The sequence below is a fragment of the Desulfoscipio sp. XC116 genome (genome assembly GCF_039851975.1).
Taxonomy (GTDB): Bacteria; Bacillota; Desulfotomaculia; order Desulfotomaculales; family Desulfallaceae; genus Sporotomaculum.
Genome location: NZ_CP156660.1, coordinates 2,678,377 through 2,693,164 on the forward strand (window position 1 = coordinate 2,678,377; position 14,788 = coordinate 2,693,164).

Genomic DNA, 14,788 nt, shown 5'->3' on the forward strand with positions numbered 1-14,788 from the left:
TTTAATTTAAGAAGGGAGTTTAAGGATGCGACAGACTGTAATTGTCAGTGCGGCCAGAACCCCGTTCGGTAGACTCGGCGGCGCACTTAAACCATTAAAGGCAACCAAACTGGGCGCTATTACCATTGCCGAATCCCTACGTCGAGCCGGCATAGAAGGCGCTTCCGTAGATAATGTAATATTCGGTCAGGTCCTCCAGGGCGGCTGCGGGCAAATTCCCTCCCGCCAGGCCACACGAGAAGCCGGCCTGCCCTGGGAAGTCCCCTCGGAGACTATTAACAAGGTATGTGCGTCCGGACTGCGGGCCGTCACCATGGGCGACCAGATGATCCGGGTCGGCGACGCCGATATTATTGTAGCCGGCGGCATGGAGAGCATGAGCAACGCCCCTTATTTTGTTCCAAACGCCCGGTGGGGCCTGCGCATGTTCGATACCAAATTTATTGATTTAATGGTAAACGATGGTTTATGGTGTTCTTTCTACGACAGGCATATGGCTATTCACGGCGGCGAAGTGGCCATTGAGTATGGATTCAGCCGTGAAGAACAAGACGAGTGGGCTTTGCGCAGCCACCAGCTGGCCATTGCCGCCATAGATAGCGGTCGGCTTAAAGATGAAATAGTGCCCGTGGCCATACCTCAAAAAAAAGGTGATGCTAAAACGGTGGACACTGACGAAGGCCCACGGCGCGACACCAACATGGAAGCGCTGCGTAAGCTGCCGCCGGTGTTTGACCCTAAAAATACCGTCACAGCCGGCAATGCCCCCAGTGTAAATGACGGTGCCGGAGCGCTGGTCATCATGTCCGATGCAAAGGCCAGAGAACTGGGTAAGCAACCCATGGCCACTATCCTGGGCCACGCCTCGGTTTCCCAGGATGCCAAATATATTGCCACTGTGCCCGGGCTCTCTATCAATAAACTTCTCAAAAAGAAAGATATGACCATAGATCAGGTGGATCTACTGGAAGTTAATGAGGCTTTCGCCGCCGTGACCCTGGTCAGCGGCAAAATTGCAGGCTGGAATCCCGACCGGGTTAATGTCAACGGCGGAGCCATTGCCTTCGGTCACCCCATTGGCGCCAGCGGCGCCCGCATTTTAATGACTCTGATTTACGAACTGCACCGCCGGGGCGGCGGAATCGGTGTGGCCGCTATCTGCAGCGGTGCTGCCCAGGGCGATGCGATAATGATTAAGGTTGAATAAAGGTGTTCAACTTTAAGCACCCGGTACCGGCAGCAGGCGAGAAGAAAGGAGTGACCCTTAGATGCCTTATATGCTCACGGACGAGCAGCAAATGATGCGTGACATGGTCAGAAAACTGGCTCAAAGCGAATTAGCCCCCCGGGCTGCGGAAATAGATCGCACTCACCGCTTCCCAAGGGAAAATATCGACAAGATGGCCGAACTGGGCCTGATGGGAGTGCCTATACCAGAAGAATACGGCGGCGCGGGCTGTGATTTTCTTTCTTATATTATCACTATTGAAGAGATATCACGTGCTTGCGCCTCTACCGGTGTGATACTGGCAGTGCATACCTCGGTGGGCACTTTCCCCATTCTTTATTTTGGCACTGAGGAACAAAAGCAAAAATATATTCCTAAACTAGCTGCGGGACAATATATCGGAGCCTTTGCCCTAACCGAACCCAACGCCGGCTCGGATCCGGCCAGCCTCTCCACCACAGCCAAACCGGAAGGAGATCACTACATTGTCAACGGCAACAAAGTTTTTATCTCCAACGGCGGCGAGGCCAGCGTATATGTTACCTTTGTAGCAACCGACAAGAACAAGGGACACAAGGGTATAACCTGTTTATTGGTTGACAAGGACACCCCCGGTTTCTCCATTGGCAAAACAGAAGAAAAAATGGGCCTGCACGGTGACATAACCACCGAATTAATTTTCGACAACGCCCGGGTACCTAAAGAAAACCTATTGGGCCATGAAGGCGAAGGTTTTAAGGTAGCCATGGCTCTGCTGGACGGAGGACGCATCGGCATTGGCGCCCAGGGTCTGGGCATTGCTCAGGCCGCCTTTGACGTAGCCAGACAATACGCCAAGGAGCGTGTACAGTTTGGTAAATCCATAGCCAGCTTCCAGGCCATCCAGTTTATGCTGGCGGATATGGCCACCCGCATCGACTGTGCACGCCTTCTGGTGTACCGGGCCGCCCGCATGCGCGACATGGGATTGCCCTATAGCAAAGAGTCCTCCATGGCCAAAATGTATGCCACCGACACCGCCATGGAGGTAACCACTAACGCAGTGCAAATATTAGGCGGTTACGGTTATTGCAAAGACTACCCGGTGGAGCGCTACATGCGGGACGCCAAAATAACCCAGATTTATGAAGGCACCAACCAAATCCAGCGCATAGTAATCGCTAAGCGATTGCTCAATGAATGAGGGTTTTAAATAATGCGTTTTTTCCTTTCCTGGCAAGATATGAAGGTCGGTGATAGCGTTACCTTTTACCGTACGTTTACGGAGGGCGACGTAAGCAACTTTATTGGTGTGACCGGAGATTTCAATCCCATACACTTGGACCCGGGCATAGCATCTCTCTGTGGCTTTAAAAGCAGAGTTTTGCCCGGACTGCTTACAGGCAGCATGCTTACTCATGCCGGAGGCACTTTATTACCTGAACCATACCCGGCGACTAAAATGTCCTTTAATTTTCTGGCACCCGTCTATATTGGCGAGACTATTTGCGCCAAAGTCACTGTGACGGAAAAAGATGCCCAAAGGAATAAATTAACGCTTCATTTAACCTGTACCAACCAGAAGAATGAAGTGGTCCTGGAAGGAGAAGTTTCAGGGAAAGTTATGCCGGTGACAAATAAAAGGGAAAACCAATACTAACAAAAGCTAACAAAAAATCAGGACCCGGCTGATAGACGGAGCCTGATTTTTTGTTCCATGGTTTTCTTATTTTATGGCTCTACTTTTTCCGAACGAAGTAGGTATTGGTGGAAAAAGTATTCTCCTACCGCAATTAATACCGCCAATATAGCCAGTGCGGTAAAACTGGTTCGGAAAGCCGGGGCTAGCAGACTTATAATGTACGCCGTCAATGAAGCCATCACACCGTCACCAACTGATGCGACAATGTTACCATACTTAGGCAGGACAAGCAGATCCCCCACAAAATAATTCAGCGCTGTACCCACAACAGCCACCACAAAAATCCAACCCCATGTGTTATGGTCAATAAAGGCCAGAGCAATACCGGCAAAAACAAAGGTCATAATAAATTTAATTATAAGTGCGGTCGCAGTTTTACTCATATTATCTCACCTCCAATCATTTTTCATCTGATAGTTTTTCCACGTTTGACTTATTTATACTACAAACCCCTGAAAACAAAAAAGCCCGCCGGCAATAAATCGGCGGGGACAGAAAGTTTGTTCACATCATTTGCTCTCTCTAAATACCAACCCTTGTGCTATGGCAATCAGTTTTCCCCCATCAGTTTCTATAGTTATTCTGTAATTTGCCGTGCGCCGGCCAAGATGTACTTCTTCCGCGGTAGCCACCAAAACATCACCGGGTTTGCTGGCCCTGATAAAATTTATATTAGCATTTACGGCCACCGCGTCCTGCCCCCGGGCATTACTGGCCATACCCAGAGCTATATCAGCCAAGGTGAAAACCACACCGCCATGCGTAATCCGGTGTATATTGGTCATATGCTCTTGCACCTTCAGGGATACCCTGGCAAAGCCCGGCGAAAGCTTGATAATTTCCGCCCCCAGGTGATTGGGAAAAGGGTCGTTCTTTATCTTTACAGCCAATTCATCACTAATATTAATATCCGCCATTAATTTTAGCGCCCCCCAGTGTGTTCACTTATTGCTATATTTTACACCTAAGTTTGGCGAATTACTATAAATATAGTTGTAAACAATAAAATGTGTTGTAAACTGTTAAGAAAAAAAGTTAAATCTTAAATTTTTGTGAAATATTTAGCGAAACCCTTTAAAGACAACTGCATATAAATTATACTTATAATTAAAAATCAAGACAAATTCACTAACATCATTGGCATCATTAGGATACTGCGGAATTGCCCGCTTAAGTGAGAACACATTGACATTCATACCCTTTACTTCGGTGGTAAAACTAACTTTAAGTCAAATATTTGTTCAATAGAAAGGGGTGGCCGTATTTATGACCATCAAAATAGGCATTAACGGTTTCGGCCGCATCGGACGCAATGTTTTCCGGGCGGCGCTCGACAACCCGGAAGTGGATGTGGTAGCGGTTAATGATCTTACCGACGCCAAAACACTGGCCCACCTGTTAAAATATGATTCCGTACATGGTGTCCTGCATGCCGATATAAAAGTGGCAGAGGACGGTTTTACCGTTAACGGGAAAAAAGTTCAAGTTATGGCTGAAAAGGATCCCGGAGCACTGCCCTGGAGTGAGTTAAACGTAGGTATGGTAATTGAGTCCACCGGACGTTTTACCAAAGGAGAGGCCGCCGCCGGCCATCTGCGGGCCGGAGCCCGAAAGGTAATTATCAGCGCGCCGGGTAAAAATGTAGACGCTACCATAGTAATGGGGGTCAACCATAATGATTATGACCCGGAGAAACATAACATAGTCTCCAATGCATCTTGCACCACAAACTGTCTGGCCCCTATAGTTAAAGTATTGCACCAGCAATTTAATATTAAAAACGGTATGATGACTACGGTGCATTCCTATACCAATGACCAGCAGATATTGGACTTACCGCACAAAGATTTGCGGCGGGCGAGGGCCGCCGGTGTATCCATCATACCCACCACTACCGGAGCCGCTAAAGCCGTTGGGCTGGTCATCCCCGACCTCCGGGGCAAACTGAATGGAATGGCTATGCGAGTGCCCACTCCCAATGTGTCTGTGGTTGATTTTGTAGCTGTGGTGGAACAACCCGCTACAGTTGATGAAGTCAACGATGCGCTGCGGCGTGCCGCCGATGGTGAGTTAAAAGGAATTATGGCATACAGTGACGCGCCGTTGGTATCCAAGGATTATTACGGAGATTACCATTCTTCAATTGTTGACGCCCTTTCCACCATTGTTATGGAAGGCTACCTGATTAAAGTGCTCGCCTGGTATGACAACGAATGGGGTTACTCCTGCCGGGTACTGGATTTGGCGCTTTACATGGCCAAGCGGGAAACCGGAAGTGTGCCTAAAATAACCTGGACCGGTATAAACCGGGAAAATATGTACCGCAGTGTTTCCGCGGCTTACGCGGCGGAGTGACCGCCTATCATCCAAACATATGACTTAAATTATCTAAAGTCGCGGATTTTTCCGCGGCTTTTACATATTGACATATACAGCCAGGCATCGTTCAATAATTTCAGCAAAAATCATATTATCTTTTACAACCATCTATCCTTCTTTTGGTTTTATACTAAATGTGTTAAAATTTGATAAACAATCAGGGCATATGGATGTGATGAAATACTATGCAAACAAATAAGAACAGGTACAATATATATTCCCGGCACTTAATCAATAAATTCGGGCAAAAGGTGTATAAACTGCCGGTTAATTTACCCGGCAGCTGTCCCAACCGGGACGGCACTCTGGGATACGGAGGATGTATTTTCTGCGATGAACAGGGTTCCGGATTTGACGCTTTGCCAAATACTTTGTCGGTAACAGAACAGCTCCGGCAGAATAAGGAATATTTCCAGCGACGATTTAACGCCCAAAAATACATAGCTTATTTTCAGGCATTTACCAATACATACCTGCCTGCCGAACAATTTGCCGCCAACATCAAGTGCGCGGCAGCCGAAGAAGACATAGTAGGCATTTCCGTTTCCACCAGGCCCGATTGTATCAGTGAGGAATGTCTGGATATATTATCAAGAACCCAGATCGAAAAAGAAATCGATATCAACATAGAGCTAGGTTTGCAAACCGTTAACTACCATACATTAAAAAAAATAAACCGGGGGCATACCCTGGCTGAATTTATTGATGCCGTAATCCGTATTCACCGCCGGCAATTTGAAATTTGTACTCACTTAATTTTAAATTTACCATGGGATAATATGCACGATGTAATTGAAAACGCCAAACTTATTTCCGCCCTGGGCATTCGTTATGTCAAACTACATTCATTGTACATAGTCCGCAATACCGAACTGGGGAATATGTACGAGCGCGGTGAGTTCGAGTTAATATCAATGGATCAATATATCAGGCGTATGATTACTTTTCTGGAGCATCTCGACCCGGATATTGTTATTCAGCGCCTGGTAGGTAAAGGTCCCCAAAACGAAGTTATTTTTTGCAATTGGGACACCAGTTGGTGGAAAATCAAAACAGAACTTGAACGGCTTCTGGAAGCTGAAAATACCTGGCAGGGCAAAAGGTTTGATTACTTAAACGGTAAAGCACTAAGAGCGGCAAAATATTAAGCCGGGCCCGGCAAAATGTTTATAATCGCTACCACCCATACCTCTTGCGCAGCGCCATCAGAAGCTGAAAATATAGTTAGTCCGCCATTGCTATAATTACAACCTGCGGCGCTTGAATCCCGTTATTGCGGGAAGCGAAGCGACGAAGCAGTCTCCGTTTTACAGTCCGCATTTCTTTGGGGACCTGCTTCGGAGTCCGAGACTGCCTCGCTTGCGCTCGCGATAGCAATTAAAAGCATATCGGAATAAAAACGCCCCGAGTTTTTCAGGTTAGAAAAGTACTAATACTGAAGCCGGCTTAGTTTTACTTAAAAACAATGTCATCATCATCTAAAAGCACTTTGACTAATTCCTTAACTTTATCATTCGCAATTTTATAAAAAACCTCGGTACCGTGACGCACACCGTCCACAATACCCTGGGCCCGCAATATGGCCAATTGTTGGGATACCGTCGATTGCGGCAGACTTAAGCACTCTTTCATTTTGTTGACATTACAGCTGTCATTCATTAACCCGGCTACAATACACAAGCGTGTGGGATGTGCAAGCGCCTTTAATAACCTGGCGGGTTCTTCGTATTTAGATGCTTTTTTCAATTTATATATCCCCCAAGGCTTTTTTATAAACTAATATATTATAATATTATGCTTAGCACAATACTATTTTTTTATAATCCTGTGCCTGATAGCGGCAGTTTCTTCAATATCTAATAGAACCAAAGCCAGCAAGTAGACTATTCCCGCCGCACCAACCGTCAGCGTCATACCCAACAGCTGGCCCCAAAGAGATATGTTCTCATTAAATAAGCCGGTATACTTGCCCAGAAGCCGCAATATAACAGAAAAAATTAGTGTGGCGGTTATTATTTTTAACTGGTCGACACATTGCCCGCGCCAATCAAAACCATTTAAACGATTGGACAAAAAGGCTACAAAAAACACAGCAGTGACAAAAAAACCCATTGTATTGCCCAGCGCCAGTCCGGCATGGCCCATAGGATTCACTAGCAGGTAATCCAACAATATATTGACAGCAAGCCCGGCCAGCCCCGCCCAGAGAGGCAGCAGAGCATCCCGCAAGCTTAAGAATGTATAAGTCAACACAGAGCTTGCCGACATGGCAACCACTGAAGCAGCATAGAAGCTCAGTGCTGTTGCAGTAGCCATAGTAGCATTCGCATCAAAAGCGCCCCTTTCAAAGAGCAGTCGCACTACCGGTACAGCCAGCACCAGCATCAATGCGGCACTGGGATAGCTCACCAGAGCCACGAGACGCATCCCCATGGCCGTCCTGTCACGCAGCAACTGCATATCCCGGCGCTCGGAAGCCGCGGCCAGGACCGGAAACAAAACTGAAGATATAACCGCAACAAATAGACCATAAGGTAATTCACGTACCCGGTTGGCAAAGTTCAGGGCGGCAATACTCCCTTCCGCCAGATGAGAGCCAAACCAGCGATCCACAAAAACAAACCCCCGACCAGCCAAAGTGGTCAGAACAACAGGTATAGAAATCAGCAATGCGCGACGCACATCCGGATCAGCGGTATTCATAAGCGGGCGCCAGGGGATGCCAAACCGTCCCAGGGCGGGCAGGTTATACAAGTAGAACACCAGTGCCCCGGCCAGGGTGCACCAGGCCAAGCCCGGTCCCATAAGCCCGCCCAGAGGAAGAATCAATATTATAAAAATCACATTCTGCAACACCGGCGCCATAGCCGGAACGGTAAATTCCCTATGGGCATTGAGCACTGCCTTGGCTAAAAAACCCATCGTGAGAAAAACCATTGACGGAAGCATAATCCGGGTACAAAGCAACGCTATATGCCTGGCCTCACCGGTAAATCCGGGCGCAAGCATATCCACCACCTGTGGTGTAAATAGCATGCCCAGCACCGTTAATAATGTCACCAGGGCGCCAACTACATATAAAACAGTTGATGCTAAATAACTCCGGCCGGCATCCTGCAACCGCCCCGTATATAACGGCAGCAAAGCATTACCCGCTGAAGTGCCGATAATAGTAGATAAAGTAAAGGGGATAGTCGCCGCCACCACAAAGGCATCGGACTGCAGCGTTGTACCCAATAAAGCGGCAATTACCTGTTCCCGTATAAAGCCCAGCACCCGGCTGGCTACAAACAAAACCAGCAAAATAGAGGAAGCCTTGAAAATATTATGCTTTGACATGTGCCAGTGCCTCCGTAAAAATAATAAACATATAGTTCCTTAGTCTTTGAATAACCATTAACAACAATTACTATATTAGCATATTTTATCACAAGGGGGGAGATCAGTATTTTTCCGCAAACTCATGTTTTTTTTGCCGAAACTGTGCTTGGACGCAAATCCGACGCCATTACACTAGGCAGCATTTTTCCCGATATGGTCATCAGCGCCCAGGTTAATCATACCATGGCCCACAGCATGGGCGCCAAACTTCTGCATATAGTAAAAGCAAATCATGCCCTGGCAGATTTCGCCCGCGGTATAATAACTCACGGCATATCCCCACAAGGTCTTGATTATTTCGGTGATGAAAAATATCCGGGCTGCGAACGCGGTTATTGCTTTGAAAAAGGCCGCCCACTGGTGAAGCAGACCATTGAAGCATGTAATATACCACCCGAAATGGGCTGGTGGAAAGCTCACAATATTGTGGAAATGGGCATCGAATTACGCATCAGCAACCGCGGTGCGTACGGCCGTACTATTCGCCAGGCCTTTAATAACCAGGAAATTATTAATCAAATCACTGACCTATTGGCCGGTTTAACCGGCTATGACCCACAGAGACTGAAAGCGCAAATCGCCGGTTTTCCCGGGTATATTGAAGCTTATAAGGCCACCGCCCAATCTCTGGCCGACAAATACCGATTACAAATGTTCACCCGGCACCGTATTAATATTAACACTGCCAAGGTAGCACGGCTTATTGAAATTGCCGCCGAGCAGGTTGAAGATGACCTGGCCGATTTTTTCCGCTATACTCATGACAGTGTGCTCCGGGAACTTAATAAGATTGATAGTTTTTGATATATAATTATCAGATTGGCTTATATCAATTAGACAACTTTTACATATTTGAGTGGATCTCTAGAACTTAACATTTGCTGCTCGATATGATACCTTTATTATCATGCATCATGTACAATAGGCAAGCCAAACATCAGTAATCAAGAAGGTGATTTTAATTTGAATTCAACCGGGCCATATACGCAAACTAAGGATGGACAGGTTATATCGCTTAACGCTCCCGCTTATTCAATAGAGGATGTAGAAAAGGCAGCCGCCTCAACAGCAGATGGCATTGGGTTGTTAAGCACGGATTTCATGTATCTAGGCCGCAACGACCTGCCGGGAGAGGAAGAACAACTCGAAATACTGCTTCATATCAGCAGCTTAATGGATAACCGGCCCGTTACAGTACGCACACTGCAGGCCCCTTCAAGCACAATACCGGCCCTTAGCCGCGCCGGTTTATCGGATAATTGCCGGGGTGTACGCCTTGGACTGGCTCAACCCGGCATAATGCAAACCCAACTACGGGCTATAGTCAGAGCTGCCGCATCAGGTAATTTCCGTCTGCTTTTGCCTATGATTGCCGATGTGTCTGAGATAATTAAAGTAAAGGAAATAATAAACACCATACACCACGAACTCAACAAACAAAACACCCATGTCAGTTCCCTTTTAGATCTGGGCATTGAGCTGGAGGTGCCGGGAGCAGTGGTAATGGCGCCGGTACTATCCTTTGAAGTATCCTTTTTCAGTATAAGTGAAAAGCTGCAACATCACTCTTTAGCCATAGACGGCCGGTACGAAAATAACGAACTGCTTCACGAATATGCCCCGTCTTTTTTATTTCAAATCAGCGGTCTGGCGGAGGAGGCACACAAAAGACGCAAGTCGGTAGCCGTAACAGCACCTCTGGCCGGGCGATTGCCGGCGATACCGCTGTTGGTCGCCATGGGAGTAAATGAACTGGTCATGTCACCGGAACATATGGAGCAGGCAAGAGACATTATATCTCGCCTGACCATAACCAAGGCCAAACTAGTTACTTCCAAAGCTATGTCTTTTTGGTCTCCGGATGAGATACAGCATTACGCGGAAGAATCCCTGTCCCGCCTCGCACCCGGTGCGGCACAACGGGCCGGGTGTTGAAAGGTTAAAAGGTTGGGAAAACCGCTCCGGCGGCATAAATGTCTAAAACAAAACGCTTTGGATAAACTACCCCGGGTGTTGGCCGAAGTGCCCAAGGTCAGGAAAGATTTCGGTTACCCTCCGCCGGTGACTCCATCCAGCCAGACTGTGGGCACCCAAGCGGTAATCACCACCAGTTAAAAGCTTTCCCGACATTAAAATACCTTTGAATATACTTTGAAAATATTATATATTAAAATGTATGGCTAAAATCAAAAAGTGCAACGGAGGAAAAATGCAAGCGGCAGACACGGCAACTGCAAAGAGCGGCAGAAAGCAGAAATATCTCGGTGAAAAAGGCATGATTGTATTTATAGCATTCCTCAGCGCCTTTATACCATTGTCCACCGACCTTTATCTTCCCGCTTTACCCGGCATGGCGGAGTATTTTAACGCTCCTGTAAATATGGTCAATCTTACTTTAATATTATTCTTTGTTTTTTTCAGCATCGGAACATTAATCTGGGGACCGTTAAGCGACAAGTATGGACGCAAACCGGTATTAATGGCCGGACTGATTATTTATACTATAGCAAGCGTTTTGTGCGCCTATGCCGGAGACATTTATCAACTCATCACCTTCCGCGTATTTCAGGCCGCCGGAGGCAGTGCGGCCGGCGCTGTGGCAATGGCCATGGTTAAAGATGTTTATGATGGCAGGAAGCGGGAGGTAGTCCTGTCGGTTGTGCACTCGATGGTGGTGTTGGCTCCGGCGGTGGCCCCGGTTGTGGGCGCTTTTCTGTTGAGTTTTACTTCCTGGCGGGGATCGTTTTGGTTTCTGGCCGGCGCCGGAATCTTGGCCCTGGCGGGCTGTGTCGCCCTGGAGGAAACAATAGGCAAACGTTATACGGGCACAATATGGAAGACCATGGGACGACTTGGAGTGGTACTTAAAAACCCTGGTTTTACAGCTTTACTGGTATTGTTTTCTTTGCTAAGTATACCTTTTATGGCCTTCATAGCCGCATCGTCCTACATTTATATCAATGGATTCGGGCTCAGCGAACAAGTGTACAGCTACTACTTTGCTCTAAACGCGTTGTTTTTACTCCTTGGCCCGATACTGTACATCCATTTATCCGGACGGTTTAAGCGCGGGTCGATTATAACGGTCTTTTTTGCCATTATAATCGCAAGCGGAGTACTAATTTGCGGCCTGGGCAGTATGAACCCGTGGCTGTTCGCCCTCTCTCTGCTGCCGTCTACCATAGCCAGCAGCGGTATCCGTCCTCCCAGCACCGTTTTGATGCTGGAGCAGCAGCAGGAAAATACCGGTTCGGCTTCATCCCTGATCGCTTGCTTCGGCATTTTAATGGGCAGTGTCGGCATGATTTTAATCTCCTTTGACTGGAGCAATGTCATTTGGGCTTTGGGAGCCTTAAACCTTGCCGCCGGGGTTATCTGTGGAGCCGGCTGGCTGCTGGTTACCAAGAAAACGTTCATCAAGCAAGTTCCGGATATGCATACTGCGGCAACAGTTAACGAGGGCTAAAAAATATCAAAAGTGCCAACTCTGCTTATAACAAAAATAATCTTAACATCTTTTAAAGTAATCATGTTTGCATCCGTTATCTCAAATATTTGGTTATCATTTATTTTAAATCGGTGACGTGTTGTTCTGCTATTAGGTTCAGATCCCCATCCCCCCTCTTTATATATATATAAAGGGTATAAATCCTCCCGGAATTCTGGAATATCATGACCAGATATATTTTTTGCTGTAATTTGTAATGCAGATAATGCAGATTCGTTTTCTACTGTGGAAAATTTATATGATAGAGGAATAAGTTCATTATATGTATAATTATCAGCAATATCAGACCACTCAAATGCTTGTATATAACTATTTTTTATTATTCTAGAATCATTGATAATTAACAAACGGTTTTCCTTATCCCATGTATTATGGATATGAAAATAATTTATAATACAACCAATCGGTATCAAAACCGAATTGCTCATAAGGATCGGAACAGAGGATATTTTTTTCGGTTTCCCATCGAAAAAAGCAATGTCAGAATCTATAATAAATTTAACTTTTTGTTCTAAAAAATGTATTTCCGCAGAACAGCTTTTTTTATCATAAACGACTCAGCCCAGCGTAAATGAGTAAGTCGGGCACTTTTCCCGGGAGCTATAATCCTCATGTGGTTAAGCAACCGGTGACTTACCACCAGGGTCAGCATAGCCACCAGCACCAGCGACTCCACTACGGCGGGCGCCCCGCTGGATATTACATCCAACTGGTAGAGGCTCTTCAGTTCCTTGAAAAGCAGTTCCACACTCCAGCGTGCCCTGTAAAGAAGCGCCACATCTTCCGCCGTAAGCTGCTGGGGGCTGATGTTGGTGAGGTAGAGGTGATACTTATTGGTTTCCTTATTCAGCACCCCTACCAGCCGGAAGGTCTCTTTAACTTTAGGTGTGCCGTTTTGGGGATGATATATTTCGAACGTCCCGTCTTTCTCGGCCTTCTTGCTCTTAGGTGTACGGCCTTTGAAGGAGACCTCAATCTCGACATCAAGCACTTCCTGCTTCAGTTGGGAGAGTATATCCTTAAGCTTTTTGCCGGCAATGTCGATCGTATTATCCCGGTGGGTATGCAGCACCGAAACTATGGTAGGGTTGGCTGATTGCTTAAGCCTGCTTACGAAGTAGCCACCATTGCCTCTAATCCTGCTAAATAGCTCATACTTGAAATATCCGAGATCAAACAAAAGGACGTTGTCTTCCACCCAGGTTCAAATGCGCATGGTTTTGATTTCAGCGGTTTTTCCGGAATAGAGGGCAATGCTCTTTGTATTGCCGGTGATCCCTGTGGCGAGATGTAGCTTGAGTTCGGCCTTGCCCTTGCCCCCGGAAATATTTTAGCTAATTTATCATGCAGTCTGATGACGGTTCCGTCTGACACTATCAGATCCTTGAACCCTTTTAGCTTATCTGAAACCGTAAGACTGTTGTGGCTGGAAAGCTCCGCTATCCCGTGGGCCAGACACTCTTTGAGAAAGGCAATCAATCCATTATTGAAACGGTCATAAAAAGAGGATGGGACAAGTGTTTCAGCTGATGCCGTCTCGTAAGCCCTTCTTAATGAAGCGAGGGTGCGCTGCATACCAACTCCGAAGCCAAGCACGACAACCCAGAAAAAGGTGACCGGGTCGATCTACGGTTACGCTGGACGTAACCGGTTTTAGCTGCTGTATCTCTCAGCCACTCTGGTGGGAACATCTTGTTTAGGACGCTTTCTATCTCGTAAGGATTCATTTTTTCGGGTATTGGAGCCAATGTGAAACCTCCTCGTGAATAGTATTTGGAGAAGAATTCCACAAAGAAAAGGGTGTATTCCTTCTTTTCATAGAACAATACAACAATTTTCGCTATCTATTTTCCAGGGACAAAATGCCATCGCTCACTTACACTGGAATATGCAGAACTTAACCGAACACGAATGCTTGTTGGCTATTCAACTTTTCTTTCAGATCTCTAATGCTCCATAATAAAAATATAGTAGAGATGGTTATTATACCATTTAGCAAACATATTGCCACGTAAATTGTTAAGTATTCACTATCAGTAATCAACACTATGAATGTTCCGACAACAAAGAGTGAAAAGACAAAAACCGCTATGCCATAAAATAATAATACTATAAAATCAATGATTCCTTGCAAATAAACACACCCCCCTTAATAATTGATGTAAATCACTCTCATTTTACTCGCTTATTATTAGATTTTCATAATTTCCTGAGCCATATTGACAAATATGGCATTGCTGGGTTTTTATGAATGAATTCGTGTATGCTAACTAAAGTGCACCCTTTCTCTGTTATTACGGCCGCTGGTTTCCACATAACTCCGACAACAAACCTCCTATGTATCGGGATCATAGCCATATTCTTTCGTCTATTTGCCCAAAGTATGTATGTCGGTCAAGCTCCTATACAGGGTCTTTGCCCTTTAGCGCGAGGTAATAATCCGCCGTAATATAGTTAGATAAAACAATATGATTCCAATAAAGGGTAAAAAAATGATAATTGCTGCCCATACGAGAAAGTTATAATGATACTTATCTCTATAGCGGTAACAAATAAGTAAAGTTACTAGGTATAAAATGCTCATAATGTTGTTAAAAGTAACAGCCATTTC

Annotated in this window: 16 protein-coding genes; 9 read left to right on the plus strand and 7 right to left on the minus strand. The window is 46.1% G+C overall.

Annotated features, from left to right (window positions below):
* The first annotated feature begins 25 nt into the window (after nt 1-25).
* The 3 genes from ABDB91_RS12865 to ABDB91_RS12875 all read left to right on the plus strand — a co-directional run bounded on the left by ABDB91_RS12865 (nt 26) and on the right by ABDB91_RS12875 (nt 2,867).
* The gene (locus ABDB91_RS12865) at nt 26-1,207 is read left to right on the plus strand and encodes an acetyl-CoA C-acetyltransferase (protein WP_347488115.1); all 1,182 of its coding nucleotides are present in this window, start codon (nt 26-28) and stop codon (nt 1,205-1,207) included.
* Between the two features lie 61 nt (nt 1,208-1,268).
* Nucleotides 1,269-2,411: an acyl-CoA dehydrogenase gene (locus ABDB91_RS12870; RefSeq protein ID WP_347488116.1), complete on the plus strand. Its 1,143-nt coding sequence runs from the start codon at nt 1,269-1,271 to the stop codon at nt 2,409-2,411.
* Between the two features lie 12 nt (nt 2,412-2,423).
* Nucleotides 2,424-2,867 carry a MaoC family dehydratase gene (locus ABDB91_RS12875; protein WP_347488117.1) on the plus strand — a complete coding sequence of 148 codons (444 nt, stop codon included), beginning with the start codon at nt 2,424-2,426 and terminating at the stop codon, nt 2,865-2,867.
* Nucleotides 2,868-2,938: 71 nt separating this feature from the next.
* On the opposite strand, the gene ABDB91_RS12880 is transcribed toward ABDB91_RS12875, so the two are convergent.
* On the minus strand, nt 2,939-3,292 hold the full coding sequence (locus ABDB91_RS12880) for a DUF2512 family protein (protein ID WP_347488118.1): 354 nt from the start codon (nt 3,290-3,292) through the stop codon (nt 2,939-2,941).
* Between the two features lie 126 nt (nt 3,293-3,418).
* Nucleotides 3,419-3,826 carry a hotdog fold thioesterase gene (locus ABDB91_RS12885; protein ID WP_347488119.1) on the minus strand — a complete coding sequence of 136 codons (408 nt, stop codon included), beginning with the start codon at nt 3,824-3,826 and terminating at the stop codon, nt 3,419-3,421.
* 349 nt (nt 3,827-4,175) lie between these two features.
* On the opposite strand from ABDB91_RS12885, the gene gap reads away from it, so the two are divergent.
* Nucleotides 4,176-5,264, plus strand: a complete 1,089-nt coding sequence (gap, locus tag ABDB91_RS12890; protein ID WP_347488120.1) for a type I glyceraldehyde-3-phosphate dehydrogenase — start codon at nt 4,176-4,178, stop codon at nt 5,262-5,264.
* Nucleotides 5,265-5,473: 209 nt separating this feature from the next.
* Nucleotides 5,474-6,436, plus strand: a complete 963-nt coding sequence (locus tag ABDB91_RS12895; RefSeq protein ID WP_347488121.1) for a TIGR01212 family radical SAM protein — start codon at nt 5,474-5,476, stop codon at nt 6,434-6,436.
* Nucleotides 6,437-6,740: 304 nt separating this feature from the next.
* Here the strand turns inward: ABDB91_RS12895 and ABDB91_RS12900 are convergent, their stop codons facing one another.
* Nucleotides 6,741-7,034 carry a metalloregulator ArsR/SmtB family transcription factor gene (locus ABDB91_RS12900; RefSeq protein ID WP_347488122.1) on the minus strand — a complete coding sequence of 98 codons (294 nt, stop codon included), beginning with the start codon at nt 7,032-7,034 and terminating at the stop codon, nt 6,741-6,743.
* 63 nt (nt 7,035-7,097) lie between these two features.
* The gene (gene murJ, locus ABDB91_RS12905) at nt 7,098-8,627 is read right to left on the minus strand and encodes a murein biosynthesis integral membrane protein MurJ (protein ID WP_347488123.1); all 1,530 of its coding nucleotides are present in this window, start codon (nt 8,625-8,627) and stop codon (nt 7,098-7,100) included.
* Between the two features lie 144 nt (nt 8,628-8,771).
* On the opposite strand from murJ, the gene ABDB91_RS12910 reads away from it, so the two are divergent.
* From ABDB91_RS12910 to ABDB91_RS12925, 4 genes are all read left to right on the plus strand, one after another.
* Entirely contained in the window at nt 8,772-9,473 is a 702-nt protein-coding gene (locus tag ABDB91_RS12910; RefSeq protein WP_347488124.1) for a hypothetical protein, read from the plus strand.
* 159 nt (nt 9,474-9,632) lie between these two features.
* Nucleotides 9,633-10,604, plus strand: coding sequence for a putative PEP-binding protein (locus tag ABDB91_RS12915; protein WP_347488125.1), 972 nt, complete (start codon nt 9,633-9,635; stop codon nt 10,602-10,604).
* A 12-nt stretch (nt 10,605-10,616) separates the two neighbouring features.
* Nucleotides 10,617-10,784, plus strand: coding sequence for a hypothetical protein (locus tag ABDB91_RS12920; protein WP_347488126.1), 168 nt, complete (start codon nt 10,617-10,619; stop codon nt 10,782-10,784).
* A gap of 94 nt (nt 10,785-10,878) precedes the next feature.
* Nucleotides 10,879-12,135, plus strand: a complete 1,257-nt coding sequence (locus ABDB91_RS12925) for a multidrug effflux MFS transporter (protein WP_347488127.1) — start codon at nt 10,879-10,881, stop codon at nt 12,133-12,135.
* On the opposite strand, the gene ABDB91_RS12930 is transcribed toward ABDB91_RS12925, so the two are convergent.
* The 3 genes from ABDB91_RS12930 to ABDB91_RS12940 are packed head-to-tail and all read right to left on the minus strand — an operon-like array spanning nt 12,132 to nt 13,752.
* Nucleotides 12,132-12,701 carry a stalk domain-containing protein gene (locus ABDB91_RS12930; protein ID WP_347491603.1) on the minus strand — a complete coding sequence of 190 codons (570 nt, stop codon included), beginning with the start codon at nt 12,699-12,701 and terminating at the stop codon, nt 12,132-12,134. The two genes, ABDB91_RS12925 and ABDB91_RS12930, sit on opposite strands and share 4 nt — an antisense overlap.
* Nucleotides 12,689-13,357, minus strand: a complete 669-nt coding sequence (locus ABDB91_RS12935; protein ID WP_347488128.1) for an IS4 family transposase — start codon at nt 13,355-13,357, stop codon at nt 12,689-12,691. The genes ABDB91_RS12930 and ABDB91_RS12935 overlap by 13 nt, the downstream gene beginning before the upstream one ends.
* Nucleotides 13,288-13,752 carry a hypothetical protein gene (locus ABDB91_RS12940; RefSeq protein WP_347488129.1) on the minus strand — a complete coding sequence of 155 codons (465 nt, stop codon included), beginning with the start codon at nt 13,750-13,752 and terminating at the stop codon, nt 13,288-13,290. Before ABDB91_RS12940 ends, ABDB91_RS12935 begins: the two co-directional genes overlap by 70 nt.
* Nucleotides 13,753-14,788: the final 1,036 nt, after the last annotated feature.

Excerpts from the sequence above, each read along its gene's own strand:
- ABDB91_RS12865 (WP_347488115.1), top strand. The coding sequence starts at position 26 with ATGCGACAGACTGTAATTGTCAGTGCGGCCAGAACCCCGTTCGGTAGA.
- ABDB91_RS12870 (WP_347488116.1), top strand. The coding sequence starts at position 1,269 with ATGCCTTATATGCTCACGGACGAGCAGCAAATGATGCGTGACATGGTC.
- ABDB91_RS12875 (WP_347488117.1), top strand. The coding sequence starts at position 2,424 with ATGCGTTTTTTCCTTTCCTGGCAAGATATGAAGGTCGGTGATAGCGTT.
- ABDB91_RS12880 (WP_347488118.1), bottom strand. The coding sequence starts at position 3,292 with ATGAGTAAAACTGCGACCGCACTTATAATTAAATTTATTATGACCTTT.
- ABDB91_RS12885 (WP_347488119.1), bottom strand. The coding sequence starts at position 3,826 with ATGGCGGATATTAATATTAGTGATGAATTGGCTGTAAAGATAAAGAAC.
- gap (WP_347488120.1), top strand. The coding sequence starts at position 4,176 with ATGACCATCAAAATAGGCATTAACGGTTTCGGCCGCATCGGACGCAAT.
- ABDB91_RS12895 (WP_347488121.1), top strand. The coding sequence starts at position 5,474 with ATGCAAACAAATAAGAACAGGTACAATATATATTCCCGGCACTTAATC.
- murJ (WP_347488123.1), bottom strand. The coding sequence starts at position 8,627 with ATGTCAAAGCATAATATTTTCAAGGCTTCCTCTATTTTGCTGGTTTTG.
- ABDB91_RS12925 (WP_347488127.1), top strand. The coding sequence starts at position 10,879 with ATGCAAGCGGCAGACACGGCAACTGCAAAGAGCGGCAGAAAGCAGAAA.
- ABDB91_RS12940 (WP_347488129.1), bottom strand. The coding sequence starts at position 13,752 with ATGCAGCGCACCCTCGCTTCATTAAGAAGGGCTTACGAGACGGCATCA.